Origin of the sequence: Pseudobythopirellula maris (genome assembly GCF_007859945.1) — a bacterium.
In the GTDB taxonomy this organism is placed as follows: Bacteria; Planctomycetota; Planctomycetia; order Pirellulales; family Lacipirellulaceae; genus Pseudobythopirellula; species Pseudobythopirellula maris.
The window spans coordinates 1,476,576-1,497,905 of sequence record NZ_SJPQ01000001.1; the positions used below are offsets into that span (position 1 = coordinate 1,476,576).

A 21,330-nucleotide genomic window follows, 5' to 3' on the forward strand; every position below is an offset into this window, starting at 1 on the left:
GGAGTTCACGGACGGGCGTGATTGAGGATAGCCACGAAAAGGCACTAGAGCGGTATTCGAATTGGTGTGGACGAGCGGGGAAGCGATTGGGGGCGTGGCGAGGAAGCCGAAGCAGGCAATGCGGTGCATTGTCGATGCAGGCTGACGAAGCCATGACGCCGATCGCGAGCCGAGCGTCTACACCTATGAGCAAACCGCTCTAGTGCCTTTTCGTGGCTATGATTGCGTCTGCTCACGGACCGCGGTCGACGACTGATCGTAGCGGAACTCGCTCTCCTGCACGGCGTCGCAGATAGCCCGCAAGGCGGGCGGCAGCCTGAGGTCGTCGGCGCCGACGAAGCTCCCGTCAGCCGTTCGGCCGAACGCCAAGAATCGGCAGCCGACGCTATCGATCTCGGCGATCGCACGATCGCGGCCCTCCTTGCCATCAGTGTAGAAGCGAGGTTGGGCGATCCGCTCGAGCGTGTCGGCGCCCACGAGCAGCACGGCGCCTGGCGTCAGGCGGGCCTTCTCGACAAACGTGGGGGCGTTGGTCAGCAGCATTGGGGCGTCGACGAGTGCGACCCGCTTTTCCAACTCGAGAAAATCGAGCGGCGGCTTCTCGGCGTTCGTGACCGAGAGTTCGTACAGCGGCGCCGCGCCGAGCCGCCGCCGGGCGAGGTCGGCCATGCCACGATGTCCCTGGTGGGGCGGGTTGAACGACCCGGGGAACAGCGCCGCTGGTTTCTTGCAGCTGGCGCCGATCGTCACGCAATCGCTTCGTCCCGAGATCAGGTCGCCCCAATCGGGGTGCTCACCGCTGCGTTCGACCTTCACCTCGACGCCCGGGGGGGTCTTCGCGATATCGATCGCCGCCAAGCCTACCGCATCGGCCAGCAGGGCGACGATGGCGTGCGAAGCGACCGCTTCCTCCTCGTCGCGGTTGCGGGCGCCCTTCTCCAAGTCGAGCCGCATCGCGACGGTTTGCTTGAGAGTCTGCACAGCAATGCAAACCCGGTGCTCGCCCCGTTTCGGTCGGCCCGTGGTCAGGCTCGCTGTGGCGCCAAGGCCGAACAAGTGCTCCGTAGCGTCCTCCGTTAATGCGATCGCCCGCTGCAGCGAGCGCATCGCCATCGCGCGGGCCGTGGTGTCGTTCGACGCCTGGGGGGGAGCCGCGCCGAGCCATTCGGCGAGCGAGCGCTCGGCGTAGGGCACGACGGCCTCGATCACGGTGGCCGAAGCCCCCGGAACGGCGAGCAGCCTGCCTAGAGCCGTCGCCCCGCCGCCGGTCACCGAGAGCACCCCGCACCAAGGCGAGGCGTGCAGCCGTTCGATCGCGGACCTTTGTAGGTCGGCGGCGTGCTGTGGGGCAGGTTCGCTCATGGCATTAGTAGTAAGAGAGGGAGCTGTTTCGGCAGCACGATCTTTCTCGGCTGCTCCCAACGAGACTATTGCCGGGCGGCTACTCACGCCACCCTTCGCGCCTGGTGTTGTGCTGGCGCAACACGTGGCGATTCCGCCACAGGCGTGTTGCGTGGGGGCCGTCGCGTGGCGCAGGTTGTGCGGCCTCGGCGGGCGGATATGGCTTGTCACGGCCCTCGGCATGGGGGTTGCTCCTTGTGGCTACCACCAAGCCCGCCGCCCACCCCGACGATCCGACCCTATGGCCGATGTCCTCGAAATCAACGACATCAACGAGCTTAGCTCCTATCAGCTGGCGTGGAACTCGATGCTGAGCGAGACGCCTCGCGCCTCGTTCCTGCACACACTCGATTGGCTCCAGACCTACTGGAGGCATTTCGGCGAGGGCCAGAAGCTGCGGGCGCTCGTTGTCCGCTCCCAAGGTTCGCCGATCAGTATCGTGCCGCTGTGTGTGCGTACCGAGCGACGCCGCTACGGCGACGTGCGGGTGCTGACCTACCCGCTCGACAACTGGGGCTTGTGGTACGGCCCTATCGGACGCTGCCAAGCGGCGGCTCTGACGATGGCGATGCGGCACATCGCCCGAACGCCGCGTGACTGGGATCAATTCGAGCCCCGCTGGATGGCGCACGACACCACCGACCGCGGCCGCACCGAACGGGCGATGCGGGGCGCCGGCTTGCCCGCCGAAACGACGCCCTACCAAGCGAGCTCGGTCATCGACATGACCCAATTCGACGGTTGGGAGTCGTACCTCCAGTCACGCACATCCAAGACCCGTCACGAGTTGCGTCGTATCCCGCGCCGGCTGGCGAAGATCGGCGAGGTGGAGGTCACGCACCACCGCCCCGAGCCATTCGCCCACGGCGACGGCGACCCCGCTTGGTCGCTCTACAACGAGTGCGAGAGGGTGTCGGCCGCCAGTTGGCAGGCTTCCAAGAACGCCGGCAACACGCTGGCCGACGAGCGTTACCGCGGCTTCTATCGCGACACGCACGCCGCGGCCGCTCGGCTCGGCATGGTCGACATGAACGTGCTGAGGATCGACGGCGAACCGCTCGCCTACCTTTACAACTACAGCTGCCAAGGCCGCGTGTTTGGCCTAAGAATGGGCTACCGTCAAGACGCCCCCAGCGGCGTGGGGATCGGGCTGATGGCGGCGGCGCTGCAGGAGAGCTTTGCCCGCGGCGACGTGGCTTACGACCTCGGCATCGGCGGCGAGGCCTTCAAGCGGCGGATGCGAACCCACGTAGAAACCAACTACCGGATCACCCACACACCGCTGACGGGATGGAAACCGCAGCTGCTGCGCGCCGCCCGGTGGTGGCGAGGCCGCCGGCAAATCGCGACAAAGAGCGCCTAGCGGCTGTGCACAAGCAGCCCGCGTGGCGCTCGATCAGCGTCCCTGATGGTCGCTAGCTATCGCCTCGGACTGTTCCTTCAAGGCCGCCGCTTCTTTGGCGAGCTTGAACTCGGGGCCCGGGGCGTAGTACTGCACGTCGTCCGTCAGGTAGTACGGGCTCGGGAGCGTTTGGCCGGCGTAGTCGACCTGGCAGCCGGTAAGCCCCAGGCAAGCGGCCGAGAGTCCCAGAGCCGCCAAGGCGGTGCGAAGCGTTTGCGTCTGTTTGTCCATGCCGAACTTCTCCGTGAGGCGTGCTGTCGCGCCGTGAACGAATCTTGTGGCCGAATGCGCCGTGCGACCTGGGAAGGCGGCAGGGCCGTGGCTGGCCATTGGTTTGAACGTCATAATCGTCATCGGCGGCGTGACCAGCAGACTTTGACAATTCGTCAAGAAACCCGGAACAGGCCGAACGCCCGAGGACAGCCGGGCAAAGCGGGTAGACTGCGGCGTGAAAATTAGCCCCGTTGACCCCGAACGGCTAAGATCGAATTGAAGGCGCCGCTGGCGCCGCACGGCGTGCCGAACACTCTCCACCTGCCGACCGTAAGCCCCGCATGCCACCAAGCCGCTCCCCAAGTTCGTTGATCCAACGCGTCCTGCTAGCAGCGATGCTGCTGGGGCTCTCGCCCGCTCTGGCCCGCGCCCAAGGGAGATCGTCGGTCCCGCCGCCGGCGCACCAGGCGGCGATCGAGCAGCTCTACCGAGGCGATTATTCGCGCGCGGAGCGGGCCTTCAACAACCTGCTCCGTGGGGGGATCAAGACGGTCCAGGCGCGCTGGATCGATTCGATTTGCTACCACGCGATGCTCGGCGAAACCTACTACTTGGCCGGGGACAACCCCTCGGCCATGCGACAGTTCGACCTCGCGCTCGAGCTGTACCTGGCGAACCGCACCTGGCTGACAACGATCGAGTTCCGCCAGGACCCACGCCCCGATCAGAGCGGCCCGACCCACATCGCCCCATGGGGAGCCTCGACACGCCGGCCGGTGGCCAGCCGCATCACGGGCGGTTTCCTGGCCTCGATCGGGCGGATCGACAACAACACCCAAGCCCAGCAAGGCGGCGTCGTTCAAGCGGCCCAGTTTTGGCCGATCGATGCGGTCGAGGTCGTCCGCACGACCGCTTGGGCCGTCCGCCGACGGGCCCAGCTTCTCGGGCCGCTCGCCGCCCACGACCCGCTTCACAAGGACGTGCTCGAATCGTACTCACGCGGGGGCGTTGGCCCACGCGGCCACTGGTCGCAGGCTTGGGTCGAGCTCCAATGGGGCGTCGCGCTGGCGGGCTCTGGCCGCGACGACGACGCCCTGCCCCACCTGCAACGGGCCGTGCTCCTGGGCGGCAAGTTCGACCACGCGCTGACGGGGCTCGCCCTGCTGGCTCAGGGCGAGATCGTGATGGCGAAGGGAGACCACGCCGCGGCCGCCGCCCTGCTGGGCGAGGCGAGCATCGCGGCCTACGCCTACGACGACGTGTCGGTGATCGACGAGGCGTTGCGTCTGGGTTACGTCAACCACCGCTTGTCGGGCGGCGGCGGGCCGTTCCCGCCGCTCGAAGAGGCCGGCATGTGGGCCGAGCGGCAGCAGCTCGATCACGTCGCCGCCCGCGCCCGAGTTTGCCGTGCGGACGAACTGCTGGCCATCCGCGACCTCGGCGTCGCCACGAAGACACTCGGCCGGGTTGGCACGGGCCGCAACGACATCGCCGGCAGCCCGCTCGGCGCCCAAGCCGCCCGACTGCGGGCGATGGGCCGATTCCTCACGGGTGACACCGACGGCGGCTACGCCCTGCTCGCCGACACGCTCGACGCCCAAAGACGTTTCTCGTCGCGCAACCTGCAAATCGCGCTGACGACCCAACGGTTCGACACCGGCGGGCTGTCGCCGCGGGTGGCGTCGCTCGTTTACCCCGAGTTGCTGGCCGACCCCACTCCCGACGAGTGGGGCGCCGACCCGCTCGATGCGATCGCCGTGCTCACCACCGATCACCGCGGCGCCCTCGACCGAGCGATCGCCACGGCGATCGGGCGTCGCAAGATCGACGAAGCGATCGAGCTGGTCGAGCTCGCCAAACGACGCCGCTTCTTCCGGTCGCTGCCGCTTGGCGGGCGTGGCGCCGCCGTCAGACGAACGCTCGGCGCCCCGCCCGAGCGGCTCACCTCGGACGAGCGGCTCGAGCGCCAAGGGATGCGTCTCGGTCACCCCGAGCTGGCCGAAGCCTCGACTTCGATCCGCGAGCTGGCCGAGGGTCTGCGGGACGAAAAAACATTGTTCACCGCCGATGGGCTGGAGAGCGACCTGCTCAAACGCATCAAGCAGCTTGGCGCGGCGGTCGAGCGTCGCGAGTCGCTGCTGCCTGTCGCCGCCCTGGCGAGGGAACAATCGACACTCGGATTCCCTCCGCATGCGCCGCTTGAAGTGCTCCGCGAACGGCTCGCCGACGGCCAAGTCGCCGTTGTCTACCACGCGTTGGGCGACGAGTACTACGGCTTCTTGCTCTCAAAAGACGACGAGCACGCTTGGCGTGTGGGCACGGGAGCGGAACTCAGTCCCGAGCTGAGCGACCTGCTCGAGGCGATCGCCGGTGGTGGGCAGCAGAAGACATGGACCTACGAAGAACTCGGCAGCGACGCTTGGCTTGAACCGGCGGAGCGCCTCTCCCAACGGTTGCTGGAGGGATCGCGTCTCGATTTCTCGCAAGTCACAAGCCTGGTGGTCGTGCCCGATGGATTGGTGTGGCACGCACCCTTCGAGCTACTGCCGGTGGCTGATTCGCAAGAGACGCGATTGCTAATTGACGAGACCACGGTTCAATCGGCGCCAACACTGGGGCTTTCGTTGTCCGATCCACGGCGCGGTCGGCAGGTGCGTCGCACCGGCGTCGCGACGCGCGGCGTAAGTCGTGAAGACGAAGTCGACGTCGCCTGGGAAGCGTACGCCGACCGGGCGCCCTCGCCCGAGCCAATCGTGTCGGGCGCGCCCGTCTCGCCAACGCTCTTGGCTTCGCTCGTCGATCAGTTGATCGTCGCGATACCGTCGGACCTCATGCCAGGTTCGACCGGCGATTGGCGTCCCCTCCCGCTTGCTCAGAGCAAAGGGGGCGAGCTGGCGGACTGGATCCGCATGCCCTTCGGCGGGCCGGAGCGGCTCGTGCTTGGCGGCGTTCACACCGCTGCCCAGAGCATGCTGAAACCCTCACGCCGCCGCGGCCGCTCGGCCAATGCCGCGACTCGTCCCGGCGACGAGCTGTTCTTTGCAACGTGCGGGCTGATGGCTTCCGGCGCCCGCACGGCGATGCTCACCCGCTGGCCCACCGAGGGAGAATTCGACGACGAACTGTCGGCTCAGTTCCTGCTGGGCACGGACCGGCTGCCAGCAGCCGAGGCGTGGCGACGCAGCGTGCTGATCTCGCGAGACGCGCGGCTCAACCCCAGGTCGGAGCCGCGCATCGATGCGGGCGATGCGGACGAGGAACTCCCCGAGGCCAGGCACCCGTTCTTCTGGGCGGGACGCCTGCTGATCGATGACGGCGGCTTCCTCGACGCTGAAGATGCGGAGACCGAAGCGTCGAAAGCCGAATCGCCTTAGAGCGTTTTTCGAATTGGTGTGGACGAGGGGGGAAGCGATTGGCGGCGTGGCGAGGAAGCCGAAGCAGGCAATGCGGTGCATTGTCGATGCAGGCTGACGAAGCCATGACGCCGATCGCGAGCCGAGCGTCTACACCTATGAGCAAACCGCTCTAGCCACGCCCGCGTCGGCCCGCCAGCACGCCGAGAACGGCCACCGCCAGCAAAGCGGCGGCGGGCTCGGGGACCGTTTGGCTTAGACCGGTCTCGATCGTCGCACCGAAGTTGTTGACCCAGTCGTCGTACTGCTCGGGCGAGTAAGTCACGCCGAGCCCGTCTCGCCACACGGTGAAGTCGGCGGCGTCGACTGTGCCGTTGCCGTTGAAGTCGCCCGCCAAGCCCCCGACCACCTCGCCCACGAGTTGGAGCGTCAAGCTTTGCTGCTGCTCGCCGGGCAGGTCCTCATCGCTGAGCGACAAAGTGTATTCGGCCGAAAACTCGCCTAGCGTGTCGGTGAGCAGCGAGGCGCTGAAAGAACTCGCCGAGCCGTGTGATAGGCCGGTGAACGCAGCCAAGTCGGTATCGAAAGCGAGCGTGTCGCCCACGCCCAGGACCGAATCGAAATCGAGGTCCGCCGCGAACCCGGGGCCGCCCGCGCCCATGAAATTCACAAGGTCAAACATCTCCAGAAGCGGGGTCGAGCCGAACGAGACTTCGCCAAAGTCGATCGTCAGCTCTTCGATCAGATCACTGGAATCGAACGACGCGACGGCGTGCTCCAGGACCGTGAAGCCGACGTCGATCACGTCGTCGCCATCCTGAGCGCCACGGCCGGCACCGGCGCCGGTGGTGATGTCGAGGTTGTCGATGGTCACCTCGCCGGCGTAGTGTCCAGCGACGGCGGTCGAAACGTCGAGGCCGACCTCGATCGAACGCGAGCCGGAGCCCCCCAAGCCGAAGGCATTGAGCCGCCCGCTGACCGAGCTCGTCGCGTCTCCCGACGTGGCGACTTCATAGTACACGCCGTCGTCGCCCGACTTGTTGAGCGTCACGCTCTGTGTGCCGGGCCCCGCACCGCCAACGAATGCCCGGCCGAGGTCGACATCGAGCGAGGTGGCCCCGGCCCCGCCGCTTACTCCGCCAGCGATCGCTAGTTGACTGTCATTCGTTTGGTTGATGATCGCCGCCCACACCCATTCGGGGTGGTCGATGAACGGGTTGCGGTTGTGCTGGTAGTCGTCGTAGATGACTTGATTGCGGCGCCGTTCGAATTCATCGGGAACCGCCTCGTAGTGCCACTCGATGAGCCTCGAGAGCCTGCCGAGTGTGGTTCCACCGGTCCCGGGCGTGTTGTTGACGAGGGAGAGGTCCGTGGTGCTCGAACCATCGCCTGGGCCGCCCTCGTAGCGGGTGTCCATGTAAAACATCTGCCGGGCGACCATGCCGGCGTCCTCGTCGCCCGGGTACCAGACCGTGCCGCCGTCCGACAGCGGGCCGTACCCCTGCTCACCATACTCGCCGCCGAAGTTCAGGTTGCCGCGCTGCGAGTTGATGTTGTTGCGCGAGGGCCGCAGGTTGTGCAGGTCGCTGTTGTCCGCGCCAGAAGAGCCAACCCCCAAGCTTCGTGGCCAAGTGTGCTCACGGTTCCAACTCACGCCGCTGTCCCACCCCGGGATGCCGCCGTTCGGATTGATCGCCGACACGTCGAGCGACTCGCGGTTGTAAATCAGGATCATGCGGTCCGGGTCGTTGGGATCGACGTCGGTGACCTGCAAGATCGATCGCGCGTCGTTGTAAGAGCGCACCGTGTGGCCATCAATCAGGTCGTTGAGCTCCGACTTGAGAGTGGCGCCATTGAGCGACAAGCCGTCGTAGTAGTTGCCGGGGGCGTACGGATCGGCTTGTAAGCCGGTGGCTAGCCCGACGAGCAACACGACAAGAGCAAGAAAACTTGGCCGTTGAGCAAATATCATGGGCGTGCCGCGAGGCGTTGCGGCGAGACTGAGGGGGATAGCAAGGCGGGAGCGTTGGGGAGAGAACTACCAATCTAGCCAGTCATCGCCGACGTTGCGAGCGAATGGCCGCTACAGGCGTGTTGCCAGCCCGCGGGCCTGAGGCTCTGATGAAGGCTCAGCCGTTTCGCCGCGGGCACGCGAATCCCCCTGTGAATCAAGTACTCAGGACCCCTGCCGATGAAGATCGTTCGATTCCTCGACCCCCAGGGCGCGGTTCAGTACGGTCTGCGGGAACCCGATGGCGGGGTAACCCTGGCCGAGGGTGACCCATACTCCGGTCTGCGCGACACACGGCAATCCGCGGAAGTCGCTTCGCCGCTGCCGCCGATCGCGCCGGCAGCGATTCTGTGCATCGGTCTGAACTACGCCAAACACGCCGAAGAAACCGGCGCCAAGCGGCCAGAGTTTCCGGTCGTGTTCATGAAGACCCCCTCCGCCGCCACCGCGACGGGAGCCCCAATCGAGCTGCCGCGCCGGCTCCGCAGCAACGAGGTCGATTATGAGGCGGAGCTGGCGGTGGTGATCGGCAAGCCGTGCAAGAACGCCTCGCGTGACAACGCGCTCGACTACGTGCTCGGCTACACCTGCGGCAACGACGTGTCGGCCCGCGACTGGCAGAAGCGAGGCGGCGGCGGGCAGTGGTGCCGCGGCAAGACGTTCGACACGTTCGCCCCACTCGGTCCGTGGATCGTGACGACCGACGAGATCCCCAACCCGAACAACCTGAGCATCGCCTCCCGACTCAACGGCGAGACGGTGCAAGACGCGCACACGTCAGACATGATCTTCGATGTGCCGACGCTCATCGAGTTTCTCTCGGCCAGCGTCACCCTGGCGCCGGGCACGGTGATCCTAACGGGCACCCCCTCGGGTGTTGGCATGGCCCGCGACCCACAGCTGTGGCTCAAGCCCTCAGACGAGATCGTGGTAGAGATCGAGCGGATCGGCCGTCTCTCGAACCCGGTAGTCGAGGAGCGAGCGGAGCAGCTCGACCACCGCGACCTTTGAGCTGCTAGGGGACTTTCGCCGAGGCTTGCGTGATGGTGAGCAGGCTCGCAACGCACCACACCGCATTCCGTGCTCTGCGTCAGAGCTTAGAAAAACGCTCTAACTCGACTTGGGAGATCGCAGAGTCAGCAACGTCAGCTCGGGCGGGCAGTTCCACCGCACAGGGAACAAGCCGCCCGTGCCACGGCTCACATGCATCACCGTCCGCCCGCGACGGAAAGTGCCACTGGCGTAGCGCACGCCGTGGCGGCTGGGGCAGAGCACGGCGCCGATGAGCGGGAAGCGGATCTGACCGCCGTGGCAATGACCGGCCAGCACGAGGTCCACCCCGCTATCCGCCGCCTCGTGGAAGCGGTCGGGCGTGTGGACCAGACCGATCGTGAAGCCGGGATCGGTGGGCAAGCTGGGCCCTTGGCCAAACCAAGGCCGCTCGTCGCCGAAGAGGGTCACCGCGGCGTGCGCGCCTCCAGCGCCTCGGAGCGACACCTCGATGGTCTTGTCCGCCAGGCAGAAGAAGCCGCGTTGGTCGAGCTCCGCCCGCAGCCGATCGTGGTCCATCTTTTTGTCGTGGTTGCCAAGCAAGTAGTACCGGCCTTGCGGCGCCACGAGCCCCTGGAGCACCGCAACCGTTTCATCGATCCGTGGCGTGTGCTCGACAAGGTCTCCCGTGAGCACCACCACGTCGGGCGCCCAGGCGTTGGTCGCCTCGACGATGTGGCGATAGTACTCGACTGTCACGCGGCCCGAAGCGTGCAGGTCGGTCAGGTGGGCGATCTTCAGCCCGTCGAGCTCGGCCGGCAGCCGCTCCAACTCAAACTCGAGTTCCTCGATCTGGGGGCGGAGGATTTCGTTGCCCGGGATCGCAGCGAGCCGCCTCGGCAGGCCCTTGGCAACGGCCTCGGGGCCGAGCGTTTCACGCAGATCAAGTTCGCGCACGTCGCGGCGCACCTTTGGCATCTTGAGTCGGTCGACGGCGTTGACCATCGCGTGCCTGAGCAAGGCCCACAGGGCCATGAGAACACAAAAGGTGGTGTAGATCGCCAACGCGTCTCCGCGGTAGCGGGTTTCTCCCACGATGCCGCGCCAAACCGCCAGCGGGGGAATCCCCGCCAGTAGGATTCCTGAAAGCAACGTCAACGCGTCGACCAACCGATGGGGCCATCCGTAAGCGTGGATCCGGTTAACGACCCCAACCCAGATCGCCGTGTGGCCAACCAGAGCGACGAGCAGCAACAACCAATCCATGCGCGTCGAGACCGAAGAACAGCAGGGGGCAGAGAACGATTCCCCAAAACGGTAACAGATCGAGCTCGGGCTTGTCAGGCCGAACGACCGCCGCTCAGGCCGTGACCTTCGATCCAACGACCTGTTCCACGGTCTCGATGAGCTGGTCGAGGCGGAATGGCTTGTAGAGCACCGCCTGCAGGCCGGCCTGGCGAGCTTTGACAATCGAGTGACCCGGATCGTAGCCGAAGCCGGTCATCAGGATCAGCGGCACGTGATTGAGTCGCTCCTTGAGGTTGAGCAGCAACTCGTAGCCCGACATGTCGGGCAGACGTATGTCGGCGATGATGGCGTCGTACGCCTCGCCGGGGCCGAGGTTGCGGCACATGTACATCGCCTCTTTGCCGTCGTGGGCCGTCTCCACCACACAGTGGTAACGCTCCAACAGGTCGTGGGCCGCGACACGCACGGCGTCGTCGTCGTCGGCCACCAACAGCCGCTTGCCCGCCAAGAGCGGACGCTGCTCGACGCGAGCGCTCAGCGGGCGGGCCTCCACGGGCGCCAGGTTCTGGCCGATCTTCTGGATCACCTGCTTGATGTCGCGGGCGTTGCGTAAGATGCGTTGCAACCGCTCGACCACGTCCGGCTCGTGGCCGATGTAACGCTCCATCACGTTGACGGCGTCGTTGAGGATGTCGTCCACCGGCAGGGCGACCGCCGAGTGGATCGCCTCGACGCTGGCCGCTGCGGTCGACGCCTTCTCGGCGGCCAGCAGCTCCAGCGTGTTGAGCGCCATCGCCACATCGCGCGAGAAGATCTCCAGGAACTGTCGATCGCTCTCGGTGAAGCGGCCCGGAGAGGGGCTCTCGACGTTGAACGTGCCGATCACCTGGTCGTGCAACGACAACGGGACGGTGAGCGAGCTGCGGGCGTCTTGGGCGCCTTCGAGGTAAAGCGGGTCCTCGCTCGTGTCCTCGCACAAATAGCTCTTGCCCGTGGCCGCCACAAAACCGGTCACGCCGTTGCCAGACGTCTCGGACCGCAGGGTGCGGCGTTCGGCCTCGGGCTTGATGCCCACGGCCAGCAGCGGGTCGAGCACGCCGGTGTTCTGGTCCAGCATGCGGATCTCGACCACGTCGAACTGCAGCACGTCCTGCGTGTAGTGCAAGATGTTCGACTTGAGGAGCTCGATCCGCTCCTCGAATCCCATGCTGGCCACCTCCTCGGGCGTGAGGTCGGCGAGCTCGATGCCCGCTTGGTGGATCGCCGCAAGCTTCTGCTGTTGCTGCTGCTCATCGGTCACGTCGCGGAGCGTGACGACTAACTGCTCAGCGGGCGATCCGTCGAAGTTCGGCAGCGGCGCCGCACTCACCATGAAATAGCGGCCCTCTTCGCAGCGGAGCGTCGTGGTGGCCGGCTTGCCCGTGGCGAGGGCCGTGTGGAATGGGCAGAACTCGGGGCCGAGGATCTCGGGGCCGCCAAGCAACTGATAGAAGTTGACGCCCACAACGCCGTCGCGCGTCGTCCAGCCGCAGAGCGTGCCGTTGGCCCACAGCACCCGGTTGTCCGCATCGAGGAGCGCCACCCCGTCGGGCATGCCGCGCAGGATCTGCTCGTTCTGAATGATGCGTCCCGCTTCGGCCGAGGGGAGCATGAGAGCGGCGTCGGCGTAGACCCCCTGGTAGTCGCCGTTGGCGAGCTTGGCGATCGCTCGCAGAGGGGAGCTCACCGTATCGACGTCGACCCCGTCGGCGAACCGCTGATTGAGCGCTTGCGATTCGGCGTCGCCACGCGACAGGCAGAGGATCTTGGGCTTATCACCCTGCGGTGCGGGCGAGGGGCCGGTCTCCGATTGACCTGTCGCAGATTGACCAGACGCGGGGCGATCGGCCGCCCCCTGGCCCTGGGCCGTCGGCCCACACTCGCCCTCGGGGAGCGAAGCGTCCGGGCCGTCAACATTGGTTGTGTCTTGGTGCGACACCAACGCTCTCGCTGGCGAGACGGCGCCCGCTCGCAGCGGGCCTCTCTGTTCAGGGTGGGAACGCCATGCGATCCCCCCACACACTAACCGATTATAGGTACGTCCCGAAAGCGGAACAACCAGTCTGGCGCTAGGTTATGGACCTAGGCTGCTAGTTTCTACCCACTGTTGAGCATCGATCGCCCGATGAAGCGGTCTCCATAAACTTTAGGGCCTACGGCTTCTTTGCGGCGTCCTGCTCTCCTGCAACCGGCGCCGCCGCTACAGGCCTCCCCCACAGGTGGTTTGTCGCCGAGCGACGGCAAACCGAGGCAACTGCCCCAATAGCCCGGAGTTGACGGTTTGCCGGTGACGATCACCCCCCGCATGCCTAGAATAGCGGGTCTGTCGCCTCCCGGGCGGCCGACACGATGCGACCCCCACCCGGCGTGGATACCACACCGCCCCCCCCGCCACACGCCGCCCCCCCACTCCCCACCCTCCCCGTCCAGCCGCAAGGCTGCCCCCCTCTCGATGTCGAATAACGCCGCTACCAGCACCGAAGAGCAGATCCGCAACGTCGCGATCATCGCCCACGTCGACCACGGCAAAACGACGCTGGTGGATCAGCTGATGTACCAATCGGGCCGCTACCGCAACGAGCAGCTCGACAAGATGGCCGGCGGACAGCACGGACTGGTGTTCGACTCGAACGACCTGGAGCGGGAACGTGGGATCACGATTTTCAGCAAGAACTGCGCGATCGACTACCTGTCGGACGCCGGATCCAATTGCCGCATCAACCTGATCGACACTCCGGGCCACGCCGACTTCGGCGGCGAGGTCGAGCGCGTGTTGATGATGGCCGACGGCGCCCTGCTGGTGGTCGACGCCTACGAGGGCCCGATGCCGCAGACACGGTTCGTGCTGCAGAAGGCGCTCGCCCAGGGGCTGCGGCCGATCGTGGTGGTCAACAAGATCGACCGCCCCGATTCGCGGCCGGACGAGGTCGTCACCGAGGTGTTCGACCTGCTCGTGGACCTGGGCGCCGACGACGAGACGCTCGACTTCCCACTCATCTTCGCCTCGGCGAAGCAAGGCTGGGCGGCCAACGCCCACGACGAGCGGCCCGAGGACATGCGGGCGCTGCTCGAAAAAATCATCGCCAGCGTGCCGGCGCCGGAGGACCGCTCGGCAGAGCCGACCCAGATGCTGGTCACAACGATCGACTTCTCCGAGTTCGTCGGCCGCGTGGCGATCGGCCGCGTGCGGGCCGGCAAGCTCCGCGACCGGCAGAAGGTGACCGTGATCGACCGCCACGGTGAGTCAACCACGCAGCAGATCGGCCAGCTGTTCACGTTCGACGGCCTCGACCGCAAACAGGCGACCGAGATCCGCTGCGGCGACATCTGCGCCGTGGTCGGTCTCGATCCGGTGAGCATCGGCGCCACGATCGCCGACCCCGAGAAACCGGTCGCCCTGCCGCCGATCTTGATCGACCTGCCGACGCTGCACATGACCTTCCGCGTGAACGACGGACCGCTGGGGGGCCGTGTCGGCAAGTTTGTCACGAGCCGCCAGATCGGCGACCGCCTCGAGCGTGAGCTGCGCAGCGACGCCGCCCTCCGCGTCGAGCCGGGCGAGACGCGCGAGCAGTACCGCGTGTCGGGCCGCGGACTCATGCACCTCGGCATCCTGATCGAGAACCTCCGCCGCGAGGGCTTCGAGCTCTGCGTCGGCAAGCCGACCGTCGTCGAACGCGTTGTCGACGGCGAACGCCAGGAGCCGGTCGAGCTGCTCGTCGTGGACGTGCCGGCCGATCACCAGAGCTCCGTGATGGCGCTCTTGGGCGACCGCCGCGCGAACCTGATCAAGATGGGCCAGAAGTCGGGCGCCACGGGCTTCGTGCACATGGAATTCTCGATCCCAGCCCGCTCGCTGATCGGTCTGCGCAGCCGCATGCTCACCGCCACCCAGGGCAACGCCATCGTCCACCACACCGTGATCGGCTTCGAGCCGATGCGGGGCGACGTGCCCCACCGCTCGAGCGGCGTGCTGATCGCCCACGAGCCGGGCTCGGTCACCGCCTACGCGCTCGACGCGCTCGACGACCGCGGCGTGTTCTTCGTTAAGCCAGGCGACGAGGTCTACGAGGGCCAGATCGTCGGCGAGAACTGCAAGGCGGGCGACCTTGTGGTGAACGTGGTGCGTGGCAAGAAGCTCACCAACATGCGGGCCTCGGGCAAGGACGACAGCACCTCGACCCGCCCGCCGCGGCTGATGTCGCTCGAGGAGAGCCTCGAATACATCGACGACGACGAACTGCTGGAGGTCACCCCCGCCGGGCTCCGCGTGCGGAAGATCATGCTCAAGGAGTCCGACCGTCGTCGCGTGAGCCGCCGGGCGCAGGCCGCGCTTTCGTTGTGACCCGCGCAACTCGGCGTGGAATGGGGGACCAGAGCGTGCGAGGGATTGCCGCACGCGTGGGTGCTTGATCGCGGTGAGCTAGGTTTGCTCAGGGCCCGCGCGCTGTGTGGCGGCCGGCCCTTGAGCCCGCACCACCCACGCCGCGTCCCAAGGTCGTCTGTCATGTCCGCGACACGCTTCGCTCCCGCCCGCCGGGGGCTGTCGATCATCGAAACTTTGGGCTGCCTGCTGGCCGTCGGCTGCGGCGTGTGGGCCGGCGCCGTGTGGCTGGGCCTCGACCTGTCGGCCGTCGCCTACACGGCGCTCAGCGACGCCGAGGTGATGGAGCAGATCCCCGAGGATTGGCGCCCGGCCAACCCCGAATGCCCCGAGGGCGACTGCCCTTCGATCGAGCAGCTGCACCTCGAAAGGGCGATCGCCCTGAACGAAGAGCTCGACTCGCTGCGGTTCGAAGTTGCGGCGCTTCGCAACGGCGCGGAGCTCGAGGAGCCGATCGACGCCGAGGCGCTCTTGGCGCGGTTCGAACAGCCCGAACAGAAGCACGCCCGCGTGGCGACGATGCAGCATTGGAAGCGGATCGGCGAAGTCGTCACTGAAGTGAACAACTTGCACCGCAGCGTTGAGGGTCTAGCCCAAACCGGGCACGCGGCTCGCACCATGAGCATCCGCCGCAGGGCGTTCGCTTATGGCGCCCGCGCGATCGAGGCGTGTGAGGTCGAGGGAGTCGACCCGACGGCCGTGGAGGCTGGCTACCGGATCGCCGACTGGTATCGAAAAGGCGACGAGATGATCTTCCGCTCGGTCGATCCCAGCACCGCGACCGCAACGGCCAGCCGAGGCCTCACCCCCAGCGAGGCGTGGCAGAACGCCAAGAAGCAGCACGACAAGGAGGGCGAGTTGGTGCTAGAGAAAACCAACGAAACCCGTGCTCTGCTCAAGGCCCGCTTCCTGGTCGAGTTCCCACCAGTGTTCGGCGAAACGCTGTAAAAACCGGTAGGAATGGCCCTGCCGATTACACGGGGGGTTAGGCGGACGATTGTTGCCAGGGCAATCCGGGGAAACTAGGATGGACGCCTGCGGAATCGACGCCTTTTGCAGAAACCCCGCATCCCAGCACACCCCCCAGCCGTCCTGACAGCGTCGCCCTTATGAGTTAGGGCCAGGCTAGGCTGCCGACACGACCCCATTTGCTTTCCGGAGAGGTTCGACGATGAAGAGGCTCCTGAACACCGCGTTTGTGGCTCTGGTGGCGTTCGCCACAGCGATCCAGCCCGCTTCGGCCGGGCTGTGGTCTCGCATCCACAGCCAATCGGCGCCCTCTTGCTGCCAGCCTGTCTGCTGCGAGCCCGCTCCGAGTTGTGAGCCCGAGCCGTGCTGCGAGCCGGCTGTTGTGCACGAGACGAGCTGCTGCGGTGAGCAGTCGTCTGAGGTCGTCGAGCAGACTTGGTCATCGGAGTCCCGGTCTTCGGAGACCCTGCACTCGACGCAAATGCAATCGGAGCCCGAACTGGCCGACCCCGAGCCGGTCAGCCCGCCAGCGAACGATTTTGAGCAGCCGACCGAGCTGGAGCCGATGGCGCCCGCTGCGGCCGAAGAGCAGGAGCCCGCTTTCCCGTTCGATGAGCCAGCGGCCGAGTCGATGCCGGAGCCCGATACCGCCGAGGTGTTTGAGGAGCCCGCGTTCGACGAACCGATGTTCGAGGAGCCGGCGACTGAAGAACCGGCATTCGAGGAGCCGGCCTTCGAAGAGCAGCCCGCCGAAGAACCTGTTTTCGAAGACCCGATGCCGTTCGAGCCCGCCCCAGAGGATGAGCCCGCGGACGATTTCTTTGGCGCCGAACCGGCGCCGGTAGAAGAGCCGGCCGAGGAGGCCGCTCCGTTCGGTGATGAGGCTTTCGGGGCCGAAGACTTTGGCGGCAACGACTTCGGCGGCGAAGACAACCTCTTCGAAGAGCCCGCCGCTCCGGCCGAAGAAATGCCGGCCGACGCCCCGGCCGCTGAGCCTGCCGCCGAAGAGCCCGCCGACGATTTCTTCGGTGGCGACGAGCTCTTCGATGGCCCCGCCGAGGCCCCTGCCGACGAGCCGGCGGCCGATGAAGGCGACGATCTGTTCGGCGATTTTGGCGACGCCCCGGCTGAGCCGCCCGCCGAAGAAGCCCCGGACGACGGCGATTTCTTTGGCGGCTTCGGCGACACCGAGACCGAGGACGACCTGTTTGGCGCCCCTCCGGCGGAAGATGTGCCGGCTAACGAAGCCCCCGCTGATGAGCCGCCGGCCGACGATGAGGACGACCTGTTTGGCGACTTCGGCGCCATCCTCCGTGAGCCGGGCGGTTACGCCAGCACGGAGTCGCGTCCCTGGGTCGACAACTCGGGCCAGTTCTCTTGTGTTGGCCGACTGGTCGCCGTCCAGGAGGGAAGCGTTCGTCTGCTCAAGTCGAGCGGCCGCACGACGACGGTCCCGCTCGGACGGTTGAGCGAGGCCGACATCGAATTCGTCAACCGCCAGGCGGTTGCCGAGATCAAGCTCGGCGTTGAGGGCATCGCTCAGACCGCCCAACGCTAGGCACGGCTAGGACTGGGGGCCAAGGCCGCCGAGCACCCGCTCGGCGGCTAGCTCTCCGGAACGCACGCACTGCGGTATCCCCACCCCGCGATAGGCGGCGCCCGCCAGCGCCAGGGCGGGCATCGCCGCTGTGGCGTTCTCGATGCGTTCGATCCGGTCGGTGTGCCCCACATGGTATTGTGGCATCGCCCCCGGCCAGCGGGCGATGTGTGTGAGCTCCGGCTCGCCCTGCAGGCCGATCAAGTCGCCAAGCTCCTCTTTAGCCAGCTTGATAAGCTGATCGTCGTCGAGGCCCAGCAGTTCCGGCTGCAAGGCCCCGCCGATGAACGCCCGCACGAGCAGCTTGCCGTCGGGGGCCCGGCCGGGGAACTTGAGACTGGCGAAGCTCGCGGCGATCAACCGACGGCCTTCAATCGCTGGAGCGACAAACCCAAAACCTTCGAGCGGCCGTCGCACCTGCTCCTTGTCGACACCGAGGCAAACAATGGCGACGCCGGCGTAGCTGATCGCCCCAAGCTCGCCCGCTAGCTCTGGGTTAATGCCGCGCAGCACCGACGCGGCGTGCGGCGCCGGCGTGGCGAGCACCAAGCCGTCGTACTCCCCCAGCGCCTCACCACGTTCGTCGGTCAGCCGCCAGGGGGCGAAGCCCGCCTCTCCGAGCGTGGCGCTCGCCACCCTCGCATTTGTCCTCACCCGATCACGCGGCAGCCGATCGGCCACCGACTGCACCATCTGCTCCATGCCATTGCGAGGGGCGAGGAACAAGCCGTAGCGGGCGCCGCTCTCGCCGGCGTTCACGCTGTTCGTGTCATGCCGCGCCGCCCGGTAGAGGCTGCCGTATTCGGCCTCTTGCTCGATCAGCTGCGGCATGGTGGCGGCCATGCTCAGACGCTCGGCGTCGGCGGTGTAGATGCCGGAGAGGAGCGGCTGCACCAATCGCTCATAAGCCTCGCGTCCGAGCCGGCGGCGGGCGAAGGATGCGACGCTCTCGTCTCCGGCCTTATGACCTCTGGGGACGAGCGGCTCGATCGCCAGCCGCATCCTGCCTCGCCAAGAGAGGACGGGCGACGCAAGGATCGGCCCCAATTCGCGGGGTGACATCACCACGAAGCCGCGCGGCACGCCCGCCAGCCGGCCGCGGCAGACAACCATCGCCCGGCGGCGTGACTCGTCGGTGGGCAGCAACTCGTCGCCGATGCCGCACGCATCGCACAAGTCGCGAGCCCACGGCAACTTGGTGAGAAAATTATCGGCGCTCTCTTCGACCAGCCAATCACCTTTGCGCACCGTGCTGAGCACGCCTCCCAGCCGCGGCGACGCCTCGAGCAGCCGCCAATCGACCGCCGGTGTGGCCTGGCTCAGACGCAACGCGGCGGCGAGCCCCCCGACGCCTCCGCCCACGACCGCGATGCGCTTCGGCCGTCGCGATTCGGTAGACGGGGAGTCCATGCGGCGGAGATCGACCTCGAGGAATGGGTGGAGACTTCCCCACCATATTCCGAGCTCGGTCCCCATTTCCAGGGCGGCGAGACTGAGAGCGTTGCGGAGTAACTGCGCCAGAGCAGCGGGCCCACGGCGCCAACGCCCCGATTCACCACACCCCGCCGTGATTGCTCCAGCCCCAACGCGTGTCGGGACGGCCGCCGTAGCGCCACTCGACACCAAACGTGAGTGAGAAGTTTTGCAGCGTCGACGTGCCGCTCTGTCCGAGAGCGATGTTGTCCACGATCTCGCCACGCCACGCCAGATTGCGGCGGATCTGGTGCTTGAATCCAGCCCCGATCGGCAGAGTGATCATCGTTTGCTGCTCGCGAGCAGCCGCGTCATTGGTGAACTCGACGTCGGTGAGCCCGAACCCAACGCGGTAGTACGGCCGGGTGCGCGAGTCGCCCCACGGGTAATACATCACCGACAAATCGCCCAGGAACAGGTTGTCGCCCTGGTCCGTGCCGGGCTGGGTGCTGTTTCTCAGGTTGGGCGTTGACCACGCCACACGGGCCTGGGCGCCCCAGTAATGATCCCAATCCCAGCCGACCGAAACGCCAGCCATCAGGTCGTTGGCCGTGCCGACGTTGCTGTCGATCGAATTGGTGACCAACAGCGCCCCGGTGTCGAAGCTCAGGCTGAACGGCCGGTTGAGCCAGCTGGTGCCGCGGAGCGGGCTGCCTGGCCCCATCGCCCGGCCGTGGGTGCTCGAGTGCCGCAGGTGCATCTGCTGGAAGAACCAAGGCATGGGGGTGACCCCCTCCTCGGCGTAGCCGTCGGCCGTGCAGTCGGCGCAATCACAGCTGCCCTGCAAACCATGCCGCAGTCCGGTTTCGTTCAGACCGGGCAACGCAAGCGCGTCGCCCGGGGCGAGCGGTTGAGGCTGCTGAGCGCCGACAGGCGCCAGCTGCAGCATCGCCACGACGACGCTGGCGATAAGCCAAATTCGTGGGTTAAAAGTCCAGGCTGGTGCTATCGTCGCGCGCATGCGTCGCCAAGAATCGGCCAATATTCCTATCGGCGCACGGCCAACGCCGAGCGCGCGGAAAGGCTAGCGATCGCACCGAGGCGACGCAAGGCCGAAGAGAAAGTTGACGCCGCCCCTCGTGGAACGAGCTCTCAGTGGTTCTGAGCGGTCTTCTGCGTCGTGTTGTCCGCTTCCGCCGCCGAGTCCGGCTCCTCCGACGCAACCACCGTGGCGTAGGCGTTCACGCTAGCGGTGAACGATTCGCCGAGGTCGGTGGCGATCACCACCGGCGAGCGAAACGCGCCCGCCTTGCCCGTGGAGTTGAACTCCACGTCGATCAGGTGCCGGATGGCGGGCTCGTCGTTGTCGACCTCGAAGGCGAAACCTTCCCGCTCGCAGGTGACGGACTCGACCTTGAACGGCCGCTTGCCACGCACAATGAGCTTCTTCGCCACCGTGTCGCCATGCGGCACGTCGCCGAACACCAGGTTCTCTGGCGCGGCGGTCAGCTCCGGCTTGATGCGTGCGGTCACATCGATCGGGATCCGCGGGGCCGACGAGTCGTTGGTCACCAAGACCAGCTGCTGCGAAAGCAGGCCGGCTGGGGCTGTCTCACGCATGCGCACCAACAGGTCGTAGGCCACTCGGTTCGAAGAGCGTTGCCGCTCGGTGAGCTCAACTTCGAGGGCGTCGCTTGCGGCGCGGACGTCTTCGATCTTCCATCCGCTGCGACCGGCGTACGTCACTCCCACTGTTTTCTCGGTGGTCGCCCCTTGGTCGATCACGCCGAAATCAACCGAGCCCGGGCTGAATACCACGTCGGCTCGTATGTTGCCGTGGACGCGCAGCTGCACCTGTGCCCGGTACGGCTTGCTGATCTGCACGGTGAGCGTGGCCGAGTGCAGCCCGGTGAACGTGCGGGTGTTGAACTGGGCGACCACGTACGCTTTGTCGTACGTCTTGATCAGCTTGCCCTCGAGCGAAGGGGTCGTGCAACCGCAGCTCGAGCGCACGCTCTCCAGCTCGACGTCCTCCTTGTAGATATTCTTGACCTCGAACTTGTAGACGGTGTCCGAGCCGCGGGCGACCGTGCCGAAGTCGTGGTCGACCTTCTCGAACATCTTCTTTGCCCAGTCCTGGGCCGAGGCGCCGCCTGCGCTCAGCAGCGCAGCCGCCAGTGCGCCCAGCAACGCGGTCCTGGGAACGATCGCCGCGATACGGGCGACCGAGTAACGGGGCGACAACAAACTGGGCATGACGAGAATCCTCGGTGCGACGCGTCGCTGCAACAGGGGGCGGTGGGGGCGGCT

Annotated in this window: 14 protein-coding genes; 6 read left to right on the top strand and 8 right to left on the bottom strand. The window is 66.5% G+C overall.

All coding sequences use genetic code 11. The annotated features are described in order from the left end of the window. Positions 1-216: 216 nt before the first annotated feature. Positions 217-1,362, bottom strand: a complete 1,146-nt coding sequence (locus Mal64_RS05485) for a hypothetical protein (protein ID WP_197525471.1) — start codon at positions 1,360-1,362, stop codon at positions 217-219. A 280-nt stretch (positions 1,363-1,642) separates the two neighbouring features. Between Mal64_RS05485 and Mal64_RS05490 the strand changes: the two genes are divergently transcribed. Further along, positions 1,643-2,764, top strand: coding sequence for a GNAT family N-acetyltransferase (locus tag Mal64_RS05490; protein ID WP_197525472.1), 1,122 nt, complete (start codon positions 1,643-1,645; stop codon positions 2,762-2,764). 33 nt (positions 2,765-2,797) lie between these two features. Here Mal64_RS05490 and Mal64_RS05495 read toward each other — a convergent pair whose 3' ends face one another. After that, entirely contained in the window at positions 2,798-3,034 is a 237-nt protein-coding gene (locus tag Mal64_RS05495; protein ID WP_146397841.1) for a hypothetical protein, read from the bottom strand. A 350-nt stretch (positions 3,035-3,384) separates the two neighbouring features. On the opposite strand from Mal64_RS05495, the gene Mal64_RS05500 reads away from it, so the two are divergent. Next, positions 3,385-6,390: a CHAT domain-containing protein gene (locus Mal64_RS05500; RefSeq protein ID WP_197525473.1), complete on the top strand. Its 3,006-nt coding sequence runs from the start codon at positions 3,385-3,387 to the stop codon at positions 6,388-6,390. Between the two features lie 151 nt (positions 6,391-6,541). On the opposite strand, the gene Mal64_RS05505 is transcribed toward Mal64_RS05500, so the two are convergent. Next, positions 6,542-8,341 (bottom strand): endonuclease I family protein, encoded by a 1,800-nt coding sequence (locus tag Mal64_RS05505; protein ID WP_146397845.1) that lies wholly within the window; start codon positions 8,339-8,341, stop codon positions 6,542-6,544. Positions 8,342-8,560: 219 nt separating this feature from the next. Between Mal64_RS05505 and Mal64_RS05510 the strand changes: the two genes are divergently transcribed. Then, a complete protein-coding gene (locus tag Mal64_RS05510) occupies positions 8,561-9,391 on the top strand; it encodes a fumarylacetoacetate hydrolase family protein (protein ID WP_146397847.1) in 831 nt (276 codons plus the stop codon). Positions 9,392-9,490: 99 nt separating this feature from the next. Here Mal64_RS05510 and Mal64_RS05515 read toward each other — a convergent pair whose 3' ends face one another. Both Mal64_RS05515 and Mal64_RS05520 read right to left on the bottom strand, forming a co-directional pair. Continuing rightward, the gene (locus tag Mal64_RS05515) at positions 9,491-10,636 is read right to left on the bottom strand and encodes a metallophosphoesterase (RefSeq protein ID WP_146397849.1); all 1,146 of its coding nucleotides are present in this window, start codon (positions 10,634-10,636) and stop codon (positions 9,491-9,493) included. A gap of 94 nt (positions 10,637-10,730) precedes the next feature. Continuing rightward, a complete protein-coding gene (locus Mal64_RS05520; RefSeq protein WP_231993588.1) occupies positions 10,731-12,596 on the bottom strand; it encodes a hybrid sensor histidine kinase/response regulator in 1,866 nt (621 codons plus the stop codon). Positions 12,597-13,109: 513 nt separating this feature from the next. On the opposite strand from Mal64_RS05520, the gene typA reads away from it, so the two are divergent. From typA to Mal64_RS05535, 3 genes are all read left to right on the top strand, one after another. Beyond that, a complete protein-coding gene (typA, locus tag Mal64_RS05525; RefSeq protein WP_146397851.1) occupies positions 13,110-15,002 on the top strand; it encodes a translational GTPase TypA in 1,893 nt (630 codons plus the stop codon). Between the two features lie 162 nt (positions 15,003-15,164). After that, the gene (locus Mal64_RS05530) at positions 15,165-15,989 is read left to right on the top strand and encodes a hypothetical protein (RefSeq protein WP_146397853.1); all 825 of its coding nucleotides are present in this window, start codon (positions 15,165-15,167) and stop codon (positions 15,987-15,989) included. A gap of 223 nt (positions 15,990-16,212) precedes the next feature. Beyond that, positions 16,213-17,568 (top strand): SHD1 domain-containing protein, encoded by a 1,356-nt coding sequence (locus Mal64_RS05535; RefSeq protein WP_146397855.1) that lies wholly within the window; start codon positions 16,213-16,215, stop codon positions 17,566-17,568. A 6-nt stretch (positions 17,569-17,574) separates the two neighbouring features. Here the strand turns inward: Mal64_RS05535 and hemG are convergent, their stop codons facing one another. The 3 genes from hemG to Mal64_RS05550 all read right to left on the bottom strand — a co-directional run bounded on the left by hemG (position 17,575) and on the right by Mal64_RS05550 (position 21,276). Further along, positions 17,575-19,017 carry a protoporphyrinogen oxidase gene (gene hemG, locus Mal64_RS05540; protein WP_197525474.1) on the bottom strand — a complete coding sequence of 481 codons (1,443 nt, stop codon included), beginning with the start codon at positions 19,015-19,017 and terminating at the stop codon, positions 17,575-17,577. 142 nt (positions 19,018-19,159) lie between these two features. Next, the gene (locus Mal64_RS05545; protein WP_231993627.1) at positions 19,160-19,969 is read right to left on the bottom strand and encodes an outer membrane beta-barrel protein; all 810 of its coding nucleotides are present in this window, start codon (positions 19,967-19,969) and stop codon (positions 19,160-19,162) included. A 203-nt stretch (positions 19,970-20,172) separates the two neighbouring features. Further along, positions 20,173-21,276 (bottom strand): DUF1573 domain-containing protein, encoded by a 1,104-nt coding sequence (locus Mal64_RS05550; protein ID WP_197525476.1) that lies wholly within the window; start codon positions 21,274-21,276, stop codon positions 20,173-20,175. Positions 21,277-21,330 lie beyond the last annotated feature (54 nt).